Here is a 12,059-nt window from a genome sequence, read left to right as displayed (position 1 = left end):
TACCGCAATAAGTTAGGTTCGCCTATCCTAACCTCGTGTCTCCCGAGGAAGACCCCGATGGATGCCCGCCGGCCGCGGCGCCGACCGGACCGCAGGCGGTGCCGCTGCTGGCGATGCGTGCCGTCAGCGTGTTCCACCGGCGCGAGGACGGCTCGACGGCGGACATCCGCGCGTGCCGTTCCGGATCCGTGACGCGATCTTCGTCCTGGCCCGCTGGGCCTTCGCCTTTGGAGTGTTCCGATGAAGTCCCTCACCACCAGGTTCGTCTGCTGGCTCCTGGGCCCCGTCGTCGGCCTGGCGCTGCCGCGCCGCCCGGGTGCCGGGGTGCTCACGACGTTCATCGCCGGGCTGGTCAACGTCCCGCTCACCCCCTTTCACACCGCGATCTACGCCGTGATGGCGTACGTCGGCTTCGACGTGGCCTCGACGGCGGTCGCCGTCCAGGCGCTCTTCGTCGCCCTGATGGTCGGCAGTGCCGGCCTGGCCACGTGGGCGGGCCTGGTGCTCGCCCAGCCGGTGACGAAGACCGGCGTGACCCGCGGCCTGGTTCGCTCGGCGGGGGCGTGACGTGGCGAACTTCAAGATTCGTAAGGCCGTCGACCCGCACGTCCTGCTCGTCGAGGTGGCCGGCTCGGCGCGCGTCTCGCCCAACGTCGTGCGGGTCACCGTCCGCTTCGACCCGGACGGCTTCACGCCGCAGGGCTTCGACCAGTGGTTCCGGCTGTTCCTGCCCAGGGCGGGCCAGGACACGCTGCGATTGCCGACGCGCACGTCCGGGTTGTGGTACGCGCAGTACCTCGCCACGCCGAAGGCGCAGCGCCCCTGGGTGCGGTGCTACACCGTGCGGGCCGCGCGACCGGAGCGGCGCGAGCTCGACATCGACTTCGTCATGCACGTCGACCCGGACGGCACCTCGGGTCCGGCGGCGGAGTTCGCGCTGAACGCCGAGCCCGGCGAGAAGGTCGGCATCCTGGACCAGGGTGTCGGTTACAACCCGAGGCACCCGCACGACTGGACGTTGCTCGTCACCGACGAGACCGGCATGCCGGCGGTCGCCGGCATCTGCGGTTCGCTCCCGGACGACGCCCGGGGCCTGGCGATCGTGGAGGTCCCGTCGGAGGCCGACAAGCAGGACTTCCGGGTCCCCGCCGGGGTGGAACTGCGGTGGATCGTCCGCGACGGCCAGGGCGTGCCGGGCAGGCTGGCCCTGGCGGCGCTGCGAGAGGCCGCGTTGCCGCGGGGTGCGCTCTACGGCTATCTGGCCGGCGAGTCATCGTTGGCCACGGGCGCCCGCCGTTTCCTGGTCGAGCAGCGCGGCGTCCCCAAGCAACACCTCGACTTCATCGGCTACTGGCGCCACGGCCACGCCGCCGGCTGACCCCCCTTTCCGCGTTGATCATGCACTTATGGTGCCTGACAAACCGGGCATTCAGGGAGTGTCGAGGCACCATAAGTGCATGATCAACGCGGAAAGAGGGGGTTAGGGGTTTAGTGTGAAGAAGGCGGCTCGGGTCAGGAATGCGAGCACGGCGCGTTTGTCGGGCATGTCGATCTCGTTTGATAGGACGAAGCCCTCCAGCTTCAGGCGGCGCAGCGCGAAGTGGTTGCGGACGTCCGGCTCGACCACGATCCGCCGGTGCTCGGGGTCGCGGAAGATGTAGCGTGCCAGCGCCGGGCCGACCGCGTCCGTCAGTCCACGTGGGCGGTGCCGGCCCGGTGCGAGCAGCAGATGCATGCCGTGGTCACCGGGCTGGACCGGATAGCGCTCGCCCACCGGGTCGGCGTCCGGCTCGTAGGTCTGGAACAGGCCGATCGGCCGGCCGTCGAGCAGCATCAGGAACGCATGATGCGTCGGCAGGCTGTCGACGAACTCGTAGATCTCCCGGACGTCGTCCACCGAATGGCCGCCCATGCCCCAGAACGCGGCCCGCCGCTCGGTGACCCAGCCGTGCACCAGCTCGGCGTGCTCGGCCGGGCGGAGCACCTCCAGGCGGAACAGGCCGATGTCGGGGATCTTCTCCTCGTAGACGTACACGTGCTCTCCAAACGGTGTCGCGGGTACGAGCCGGCCGTCGGCCCAGAGCGGGAGCTGATCGGCGAAGTGGGGATCCTCGGCGCGATCCGACGCGCCGAACGGGACGATCCAGCGGCTGCGGGACCGGTCGGTCAGGTCCCACACGTAGCGGGCGACCGGGCCCCGCCAGCAGGCGTCCGAGACGCCGGGCACGTTCGAGGTGCACAACAACGCGCCGGTGTCGCCGCCCAGCGGGACGCGCGTGTCCCAGGCCGGGGAGAGTTCGACGGGCGCGAGCAGGTGCCGCTCGCCCCACGGGCCGCTCCCGGAGGCGGCGACGTCCTCGAACGCCGCGGTCGCGAGCGACGGCACGTCGACGCCGAGCCGGTGCAGGCCGAGCGCCACGCCGTCGAGGGCGTGCCCGATGCGCGCCCGCGGGTCGGTCCACGGCGTGAACAGCTCGTCGTAGCCGCGGGCCGCCTGCAACGGGCGCAGGCGCGGATGGTCGTACAGCCGTCCGGCGAGCGCCGTGCGCCAGGCCGCGAAGGTGCCCGCCGCCGTGCTGTCGGCGTCCATCCGCCCGTCCCAGCCGGATAGTCGTGCGCCTGCCGCCGTGCCGTCCAGCAGGCGCAGGAGCGCCGTGTCGACCAGCGTGTCCCGGTGGATCGCCTCCGGTGGCGCGCCCTCCGCGAGCAGCGTTCGGATCCGTTCCGCGCGGAAGGGCGGGGCGAAGTCGGCGCCCAGGGCGGCGACGTCGTCGGGGCGCCGGTCGTTGGCGGTCACCACCGAGCCCGTCTCGGTGACGCGCGGCAGCGGCGCGTAGCCCGGCCGCCACTCGTGGGCCGGGTCCCAGGCCGGTACCGGCCCGCGCCGGTTGCGGTCGTCGCGCACCGGCACCAGCCCGGCGACCAGCCGCAGCACCGCACCGGTGGTGTCCGCGACGAGCACGCTGTTGACCGGCTCGACCCAGCTCGTGAGCGCGGCCGCGACGTCGTCCACGGTGGACGAACACAGCAGCGGCAACAGCGCCTCGAACCCGAGCCGCGACTCGACCCGCGCCGGGGTGCGCAGGCTCAGTCCCTCGCCGGTGTTGCGGTCGACGTCGACGATCGGACCGCGCGCCGTCTCGACGATCTCGGTCTGCTCGTCCGGCGCGCCGTGCACCTCGATGGTCTCGGTCCAGGCGGGCACCGGTGTCCAGCCGCCGGGGTCGCGGACGAGGACCCGGCCGTCGACCCGGCGCAACTGTTCGCGGAAGAGATCCTGGTAGTCGGCCATGGCGTTGGTCACAGCCCAGGCGACCCCGCGGGTCTGGCCGAAGTGCTGGACACCCGGCACGCCGGGGAACGCGAGGCCCACGACGTCGAAGGCCGGGCAGGCGAGCTGGATCTGCTGGTAGATCCCCGGCAGTTCGAGCAGCCGGTGCGGATCGCCGGCGAGGACGCGCCGCGAGGCGTCGTACCACGCGTTGCTGCCGGAGCCGCCCGGTCCCTCGACCGCGAACAGGTCGACGGCCTCCGGCCCGAGCGTCGCCTCGACGTGCGCGTGCCACAGCTTGTTGGGAAACGTGCCGAAGAGGATGTGCTGGACCAGGAAGATACCCAGCGGCGTCCACGGCCGGAACCGCAGGCCCGTGGAGTTCACGCCGTCCACGTAGGACGCGATCCAGCGCCGCGTGCGGGCGTCGAGCGTCTCGTGGCAGCGGCGTGCGGTGTCGTCGAGCCGGGCTCGCCGGGCGAACCGGTCCCAGGGCACCTCGGCGGGGCCGGCGATCGCGGCCAACCGGCCCTCGGCGCGCCGGTGCTCGGCGTCGAGCTGCCCGCGCCGGTCGGTCGCGGTCACCTGTCCTTGCAGGAAGGCCAGCTCGTCGACGGTGTCGGCCCACAGGTGCGGAACGCCCCACGCGTCGCGACGCATCGTGCGGTTCACGGATCCGCCTCTTAGGTTAACCTTACCTAACTTGAGCTACGGTATCGGCTCCGTGTCCAGAGCGGAATCTGTTGACTCAAACTTAGGTTAGGGTAACCTAATTCGGCCGCTGGCGATTCGTCACCTTCTCTGCGACCGCTGAGGGACCTGTCCATGAGTCTGCGCCCTGCCGCCCGCGAACATCTCTTCACGAACAGGACGGTCGACCGCTACAGACGCGCCCTGGCCGATGGCCTCGACCGCGTCGCGACCCGCATCAGCTCCACCGAGCGCCCGTTCACCGGGGTCACGCCCGACCAGCTCGCGCTGGAGGTGTCCGCCGTCGACCTCGACCGGCCGCTCGGCGACGTCCGGGAGGCCCTCGACGAGATCGAGGACGTCTACCTCCGCGACGCCGTCTACTTCCACCATCCGCGGTACCTGGCTCACCTCAACTGCCCCGTGGTCATCCCCGCTCTCCTCGGCGAGGCGGTGCTCTCGGCCGTCAACTCCTCGATGGACACCTGGGACCAGAGCGCCGGCGCCACCCTCATCGAGCGGCGCCTCGTCGACTGGACCGCCGAGCGCATCGGCCTCGGCCCGGCCGCCGACGGCGTCTTCACCAGCGGCGGCACGCAGTCCAACCTCCAGGCCCTGTTGATGGCGCGGGAAGAGGCCGGGACCGGGGCGAACCTGCGCATCCTCACCTCGGCGGCCGGCCACTTCAGCGTCCAGAAGGCGGCCCGACTGCTCGGCCTGGGCCCCGACGCGGTCGTCGTGGTCGAGACGGACCGCCACCGGCGGATGAGCCCGACCGGCCTGGCCCGCGAGCTGCAGGGCTGCCGGGAGGCGGGGCAGACCGTGATGACCGTCGTCGCCACCGCGGGCACCACCGACTTCGGCTCCATCGACCCGCTGCCGGCGATCGCCGACCTGTGCCTCGCCGCCGGCGTCTGGCTGCACGTCGACGCGGCCTACGGTTGCGGACTGCTCACCTCGAAGACCCGCCGGCACCTGCTCGACGGCATCGAGCGCGCCGACTCGGTCACCGTCGACTTCCACAAGTCGTTCTTCCAGCCGGTCAGCTCCAGCGCCGTCCTCGTCCGCGACCGGGCCGTCCTGCGGCACGCCACGTACCGCGCCGACTACCTCAACCCCGCCCGGATGGTCGAGCAGCGGATCCCCAACCAGGTCGACAAGAGCCTCCAGACCACCCGCCGGTTCGACGCGCTCAAACTGTGGCTGACCCTGCGCATCATGGGCGCCGACGCGATCGGCGAGCTGTTCGACGCGGTCGTCGACCGTGCCTCGGCCGCCTTCGACCTGCTCAGTGAGGACCCGCGCTTCGAGGTGGTCACCCGCTCGCCGCTGAGCACCGTGGTCTTCCGGTTCGTGCCCACCGGCCTTCCGGCCGACCTGCCCGCGGACCTCGCCCGGGACCTCGCGGACCGGGCGAACCTCCACGCGCGCGAGGCCCTGGCCGCCTCCGGTGCCGCCGTCGTGGCCGGGACCACGGTGGACGGTCAGCACCACCTCAAGTTCACCCTGCTCAATCCGGAGACCTCACTCGACGACATCGCCGAGGTCCTCGAACTCGTCGCCGAGCACGCGGGCCGCTTCGTCCGCGAGCAGACGCCCGACCTGACCTACAGCGTCGGCTGACCCGGGAGCCCTCTCTTGTCCACCCATGACTTCATCGCGATCGGCCTCGGCCCGTACAACCTCGGCCTGGCCTGTCTGACCGCGCCGCTCGGCGAGCTCGACGGGCTGTTTCTGGAGGCCAGGCCGGACTTCGACTGGCATCCGGGCATGATGCTGGACTCGGCGCGGCTGCAGACGCCGTTCCTGTCCGACCTCGTCACGCTCGCGGACCCGACCTCGCCCTTCTCCTTTCTCAGCTACCTGAAGGAGGTCGGCCGGCTGTACCCGTTCTACATCCGCGAGAGCTTCTACCCGCTGCGCAGCGAGTACAACGAGTACTGCCGCTGGGCCGCCGCGAAGCTGCCGAACATCCGCTTCGGCCACGAGGTGACGTCGATCACGCACGACGAGCGGGACGGGCTCTACACCGTCCACGTGGGACACACGGAGTTCCGCGCGCGGCACCTCGTGCTCGGCACCGGCACGCCGCCCCACGTCCCGCCGGCCTGTGCGGGCCTCGGCGGTGACGTCATCCACAACTCGCGCTACCTCGAGCACCGCGCGGCGCTGCGGGCCAAGCGCAGCATCACCGTCGTCGGCAGCGGGCAGAGCGCCGCCGAGATCTACCAGGATCTGCTCGGTGGGATCGACACGCACGGGTACCAGCTCAACTGGGTCACCCGCTCGCCGCGCTTCTTCCCGCTGGAGTACACGAAGCTGACGCTGGAGATCACGTCACCGGACTACGTCGACTACTTTCACGCGCTGCCGGAACCGACCCGCTACCGGCTGGAGGCCGGCCAGAAGGGGCTGTTCAAGGGCATCAACTCCGATCTCGTCAACGACATCTACGACCTGCTGTACGCCAAGAGCGTCCACGGCACCGTCCCCACCCGGCTGATGACCAACACCGAGGTCGGCACGGCGGCGTACGACGAGACGCGCGGCGTCTACACCCTGGGCCTGCGCAACGTCGAGCAGGAACGCGACTTCACGCTCGAAACCGAGGGCCTGGTGCTGGCGACCGGCTACGGGTACCGCACCCCGGCCTTCCTGGAGCCGATCCGCGACCGGATCCGCTGGGACTCCCACGGCCGCTTCGACCTGGCCCGCAACTACAGCGTCGACCACACCGGGCGCGGCGTCTTCGTGCAGAACGCCGGGACGCACACCCACAGCATCACCTCCCCGGACCTCGGGATGGGCGCCTATCGCAACTCGTGGATCATCCGCGAGATGCTCGGCCGGGAGCACTACCCGATCGAGAAGTCCATCGCGTTCCAGGAGTTCGGGGTGGCGTCGTGACGCTCTTCGAACGCGGCGATCTCACGATCGACCACCTGGACCCCGAGGCCCCGTACCTGCACCGGTGGGTGACCCACCCCAAGGCCGCCTTCTGGATGATGCGGGACGCCTCGCCCGAGGAGGTCGCCGCCGAGTACCGGCGGATCGCCGATCACCCGCACCACCACGCCTGCCTCGGCCTGCACCGGGGCGAGCCCGCGTTCCTGGCCGAACGCTACGACCCCGCACACGTCGAGCTGGCCGGCCTCTTCGACGCGCGGCCGGGCGACGTCGGCATGCACTTCCTGTGCGCGCCGACCGACACACCCGTCCACGGCTTCACGCGGACCGTCATCACCACCGTCATGGCCTGGCTCTTCGACGACCCGGCCGTGCGGCGGGTCGTCGTCGAGCCCGACGTTCGCAACACCGCCGTGCACGCCCTCAACGCCGCCGTCGGGTTCACCGTCGTCGGCCGGATCGCCAAACCGGAGAAGGACGCCTTGCTGAGCATCTGCACCCGAGAAGCCTTCGCGGCGGCGGTACCGGCATGATCGCTCACCTGACACCCGAGCGCTGGGACGCCGCCAACCGGCACCTCCTGCGCAAGGCCCTCGCCGAGTTCTCCCACGAGCGGCTGCTGACTCCCACGGTCTCGTCGTCGCCGCAGCGGTACGTGGTGCGCAGCGACGACGGCACCGTCGAGTACCGGTTCGCGGCCGAGGTGCTGGCGCTCGACCACTGGCAGATCGACGCCGGCAGCATCTCCCGCCACCACGGCGACGAGGAGCTCCCGCTCGACGTCCTCGACTTCTGCACCGAGCTGCGCTCGTCCCTCGGCCTTTCCCCCGAGATCCTTCCGGTGTACCTGGAGGAGCTCAGCTCCACCCTGGCCGGCATCGCCTACAAGCTCGGCAAGCCGGCCGTGGATCTCGCCTTCGCGGACTTCCAGGCGATCGAGACCGCGATGACCGAGGGCCATCCGTGTTTCGTCGCCAACAACGGCAGGCTGGGCTTCGGCCTCCGGGACTACCACCGCTACGCCCCGGAAGCGGCCCGGCCGGTGCGGCTCGTCTGGCTCGCCGCGCACCGCGACCACACCACCTTCACCTGCTCGGCGGACACGTCGTACGAGGCGCACATGCTCGCCGAGCTGGGCCCGGAGTTCCTGGCCTCGTCCCGGCAGTCGCTCGTGGACCGCGGGCTGGACCCGGCCGACTACCTGCTCGTCCCCGTCCACCCGTGGCAGTGGTGGAACAAGCTCTCCGTCACCTTCGCGGCCGAGGTCGCCCGGCAGCGGCTGGTCCACCTCGGGGAGGGGCCCGACGAGTACCTCGCGCAGCAGTCGATCCGCACCTTCTTCAACACCAGCCGGCCGGACCGGCACTACGTCAAGACCGCGCTGTCGGTGCTGAACATGGGCTTCATGCGGGGGTTGTCGGCGGCCTACATGGAGGCGACACCGGCCATCAACGACTGGCTCGCCGGCATCGTCGAGAACGACGAGGTGCTCAAGTCGGCCGGGCTGACGATCCTGCGCGAGCGGGCCGCCATCGGCTACCGCAACCCGCAGTTCGAGGCGGCGACCGACCGCTACTCGCCGTTCCGCAAGATGCTCGCCGCGCTCTGGCGGGAGAGCCCGGTGCCGTCGCTCGAGCCCGGGCAGCGGCTCGCCACGATGGCCTCGCTGCTGCACGTCGGCCACGAAGGCCGCTCCCTCGCCGCGGCGCTCATCGCCGGGTCGGGACTCGCGCCGGGGGAGTGGCTGCGCCGCTACCTCGACGCGTACCTCGTGCCGCTGCTGCACAGCCTCTACGCGTACGACCTCGCGTTCATGCCGCACGGGGAGAACGTCATCCTGGTGCTCGACGGCGGGGTCGTCGAGCGCGTGATCTTCAAGGACATCGCCGAGGAGATCGTGGTGATGAGCGCTTCCGCGGAGCTGCCGCCCGCGGTCGAGCGGATCCGGGCGGACGTGCCCGAGGACGTGAAGCTGCTGTCCATCTTCACCGACGTCTTCGACTGCTTCCTGCGGTACCTCAGCGCCATCCTGCACACCGAAGGTGTCCTCGACGAGTCTTCGTTCTGGCGCACCGTCGCGGCGAGCGCGCGGGCCTATCAGGACCGGGTGCCGCACCTGGCGCGGCGGTTCGAGCGGTACGACCTGTTCGCCCCCGAGTTCGCGCTGTCCTGCCTCAACCGGCTCCAGTTGCGCGACAACCGGCAGATGGTCGACCTGGCCGACCCGTCGGCCGCACTGCAACTCGTCGGGACGCTGCGGAACCCGCTCCATGGTTTCTGACGCGTTCGTCGGGACCGGCTGCGCACGCGCCGGCCGGCTTCGGCGTCGTTCAGCCGCGGTCGCGGGGCGGGGCGGCCCACGGCGAGGCCGGCGGAGCTTCTTCCCTCCGCTCGCCCTCGGCGTCGGCGCTGTTGCCGGTGGCTTCCCCGGCGGCGGACCCCTGCGGACCGGTCACGATGCGGGTCGTGGCGTCGGCGCTGTGTGGTCCGAACCCGAGGTTGACGGTGGCATCGGGGTCGAGTCGGGTGGTGGCCTCGTCCGCGTCGACGTCGACGGTGGGAAGCTCCCCGATTTCACCGGGCGTGGCTTGCCGAGGCCGGGAGGGCACCGGAGCCTGCCGCCCGGGGTGGAAGGCTTCGGTTTCCTCGTCGGGCACTCCCCGCCGGATCGGCGTGAACCCGTCGAACGGGGGCCCGTCGAGAATCGACGGCGCATCGGCCACCGGCCCGCGAGCGGCCCGCGACGGCAACCCGGCCGCGGTGGTCCCGTCGTCCCCGAGCACCTGCGTGGCCTCGTCCCCATCGGTCGCCGCGTCCGGACGCTGCGCGGCGGCCGACCGGCTGTACCCGAGCGCCGGCGACTCCACCCCACCCAGACCCGCGGTAGCCCCGGAGCCGAGCGGCGCGGCGCCCGGCTGCGGGCTCGACGGCGCGACGGGCGGTGCCGAGACGGGCCGCGGGCTCGGCGGTGCACCCGGCGGTGCGGTGGCCGGTTGTGCGGTCGGCGGTGCGACGGTCGGCTGCGCGGCAGGTGCCGCCGGGGCGGGCTGCGGGGCTGGTGGCACGGCGGCCGGCTGCCCCGAGACCGGCGCCCCGGACCCGAGGGCCGCGAGCCGCGCGTCGATGGGGGGATGCCCCCCACCGTACGGTGGCGGCGGCGACATCGGCACCGTAGGCGGCCGGGTAGGCAACGGAGCGGTGGCATCCTCCGACGCGGAGCCGCCCGGCCCGGCCGTTCCCTGTCCAGCGCCCGGCATGCCGGCAGGCGCCCCGGTCCACGGCGTGCCGGGCACTCCGGACACCGGCCGCCCACCGGCAACCGGCTGATCCTGCTGCCCGATCCCGGCGGCCGAGCCGGATCCCGCCTGCGGCCCGGCCGGCTCCGCTGCTGCCGAGCCAGGCGTCAACCATGCCGGCGCACCGGGCACCCCCGCGGACGGCCCCGACGCGGGCGGCGCGGAAGCCACCGGCGGCGCGCCCGGCATCGGCTGAGCCCCGCCGGCCTGGCCGGCGGCGGGCTGCCCGTGGGCGGCCCCCGGCGGCGTGAAACGCTCGGTGGAAACCGGCCGAGGCGGCATCCCCGGCGGGGTGGGCGGGAACGGTCCGGGCGGTGAACCGGGCGCCACGGCCGGCTGCGCGGCCGGCGGAGCCGAAGCGACCGGCGGTGCCGAGGCCGGCGGTGCCGAGGACACCGATGGCGGTGACGACACCTGGGCGTGCGGGGCGCCAACCGGTGAGGGCTGCTGGAACGGCGGAGGCGGGGCCGAAACCGGCTGCGTCTCGTCCGTCGGCCGCCCGAAGCCGCTCCCGGCCGCGGCGGCGCGGAAGCCGCCGCCCGCACCGAAGTCACCGGCCGGACCCGTGCCGGCACTGCCGGCCGTGCCCGGGCCACTGCCCGCGCCGGCCGGTGCTCCCGAGGACGGCACGGGCGGACCGGGCAGGATCGACGTCGCGCCGGCGGGGAGCGCCGCGGTCTGGTCGGGTGCCGTGGCGTACGGCGGGCGGGCGCCGACCTGTGGAACCGGCTTCGGGCCATGACCGAGCGGGTACTCGTGGATGTCGACCGGGCCGGCCGGCTCCGCGGGCACCTCGACGACCGTTGGCCAGGTCCGCCACCGTTTCACGCTCGCCGCCGCGATCAACAGGGCCAGGCCCAGCACCGCCGTCGTGCCGTTGGCGATCGGCACCCTCAGGTCGACGGTCAGGCCGCCGACCTTCAGGTCGTCGGGCAGGCTGCTCATCGTCGACAGTGGATCGATGAACAGGCTCACGTACGTGGCGAGCAGCGCCAGGCCGGCGACGATCGGGCCGACCGGGGAGATGCGCAGGGTGGCGATGAGGCCGATCAGGAGGCCGGCGCCCAGCAGGTAGGCCGCGGGCGCCAGGAGGTCGACGGAGTCGAAGGCGCCGCGCTCGATCCAACCTTCCACGGTTTTCGCGGATTTCTGCTGTCCTACGGCGATCAGCAGCCACGCGATCGGGGCGATGAACATCCCCGCGATCAGGCTTCCCACGTGTCGCATGGCTCGCACCGTACCGTCTTCGACATGACCGAGCACATTGGCCGACCGCCCAGCCGTCCGACTGGCTACTCACGGGTCACTTTGAGTCGGATCATGACCGCGGTGGACGTCAATCTGTACGGGACGGTGCACGGCGGGATCATCATGAAGTTCATCGACGATGTTGCCGGAGCCGCCGCCGCGCGCCACAGCGGCGGCACGGCGGTGACGGCCTCGATCGACGAGATCGTGTTCGAGGAGCCGCTGCGCGTCGGCGACCTCGTCCACGCGTTCGCACAGGTCAACTGGACCGGGCGCACCTCGATGGAGGTCGGTGTCCGGCTGGTGGCCGAGCGCTGGGACGAGGTGCCGGAGTCCGAGCCGGTGGTCGTCGCGACGGCGTACCTCGTGTTCGTCGCGGTCGACGCCGAAGGCAAGCCCCGGCCGCTACCCGCGGTGGTGCCCGACTCGCCGGAGAACGAGGGGCGCCGCCGAGAGGCGGAAATCCGACGTGAGCACCGTCTCGCCCGTCGGGAAGCCATCCAGCGACATCGAAATCGCGAGCAGTAGGGCAGGCCCAGAAGGCGCGGGTGGCCCCGCGAACCGCGGGGCCACGACGACCGGCCAGGTGCCCTCGAACGAGGTCGACGGCTGAGCGACTCCGGGAGGGTCTGCGTCGAACATCCGTG

Annotated in this window: 9 protein-coding genes and 1 pseudogene; 7 read left to right on the top strand and 3 right to left on the bottom strand. The window is 72.0% G+C overall.

Translation table 11 applies throughout. From position 1 onward, the window contains the following. The first annotated feature begins 240 nt into the window (after window positions 1–240). Together Drose_RS33490 and Drose_RS33485 are read left to right on the top strand one after the other, a co-directional pair. The gene (locus Drose_RS33490) at window positions 241–567 is read left to right on the top strand and encodes a hypothetical protein (protein WP_260725247.1); all 327 of its coding nucleotides are present in this window, start codon (window positions 241–243) and stop codon (window positions 565–567) included. A 1-nt stretch (window position 568) separates the two neighbouring features. Further along, entirely contained in the window at window positions 569–1,378 is an 810-nt protein-coding gene (locus Drose_RS33485) for a siderophore-interacting protein (RefSeq protein ID WP_260725246.1), read from the top strand. Between the two features lie 102 nt (window positions 1,379–1,480). Here Drose_RS33485 and Drose_RS33480 read toward each other — a convergent pair whose 3' ends face one another. Then, window positions 1,481–2,035 carry a GNAT family N-acetyltransferase gene (locus tag Drose_RS33480; protein ID WP_260729905.1) on the bottom strand — a complete coding sequence of 185 codons (555 nt, stop codon included), beginning with the start codon at window positions 2,033–2,035 and terminating at the stop codon, window positions 1,481–1,483. 81 nt (window positions 2,036–2,116) lie between these two features. Then, window positions 2,117–3,931: pseudogene (locus tag Drose_RS33475) on the bottom strand (penicillin acylase family protein); the annotation flags it as partial. Window positions 3,932–4,096: 165 nt separating this feature from the next. Between Drose_RS33475 and Drose_RS33470 the strand changes: the two are divergent. The 4 genes from Drose_RS33470 to Drose_RS33455 are packed head-to-tail and all read left to right on the top strand — an operon-like array spanning window position 4,097 to window position 9,149. Beyond that, window positions 4,097–5,584 carry a pyridoxal phosphate-dependent decarboxylase family protein gene (locus tag Drose_RS33470; RefSeq protein ID WP_260725245.1) on the top strand — a complete coding sequence of 496 codons (1,488 nt, stop codon included), beginning with the start codon at window positions 4,097–4,099 and terminating at the stop codon, window positions 5,582–5,584. A 15-nt stretch (window positions 5,585–5,599) separates the two neighbouring features. After that, entirely contained in the window at window positions 5,600–6,868 is a 1,269-nt protein-coding gene (locus Drose_RS33465) for a lysine N(6)-hydroxylase/L-ornithine N(5)-oxygenase family protein (RefSeq protein ID WP_260725244.1), read from the top strand. Next, a complete protein-coding gene (locus tag Drose_RS33460) occupies window positions 6,865–7,401 on the top strand; it encodes a GNAT family N-acetyltransferase (RefSeq protein ID WP_260725243.1) in 537 nt (178 codons plus the stop codon). Before Drose_RS33465 ends, Drose_RS33460 begins: the two co-directional genes overlap by 4 nt. Beyond that, window positions 7,398–9,149 (top strand): IucA/IucC family protein, encoded by a 1,752-nt coding sequence (locus Drose_RS33455; protein WP_260725242.1) that lies wholly within the window; start codon window positions 7,398–7,400, stop codon window positions 9,147–9,149. Before Drose_RS33460 ends, Drose_RS33455 begins: the two co-directional genes overlap by 4 nt. A 49-nt stretch (window positions 9,150–9,198) precedes the next feature. Here the strand turns inward: Drose_RS33455 and Drose_RS33450 are convergent, their stop codons facing one another. Then, window positions 9,199–11,391, bottom strand: a complete 2,193-nt coding sequence (locus Drose_RS33450; protein ID WP_260725241.1) for a hypothetical protein — start codon at window positions 11,389–11,391, stop codon at window positions 9,199–9,201. Window positions 11,392–11,415: 24 nt separating this feature from the next. Here Drose_RS33450 and Drose_RS33445 point away from each other — a divergent pair, with 24 nt between their 5' ends. Further along, on the top strand, window positions 11,416–11,940 hold the full coding sequence (locus Drose_RS33445; protein ID WP_260725240.1) for an acyl-CoA thioesterase: 525 nt from the start codon (window positions 11,416–11,418) through the stop codon (window positions 11,938–11,940). Window positions 11,941–12,059 lie beyond the last annotated feature (119 nt).

This window comes from Dactylosporangium roseum (assembly GCF_025264685.1).
GTDB classification, from domain to species: domain Bacteria; phylum Actinomycetota; class Actinomycetes; order Mycobacteriales; family Micromonosporaceae; genus Dactylosporangium; species Dactylosporangium roseum.
The sequence above is the reverse complement of the archived record's forward strand: the minus strand, read 5'-3'. Positions and strand labels throughout refer to the sequence as shown.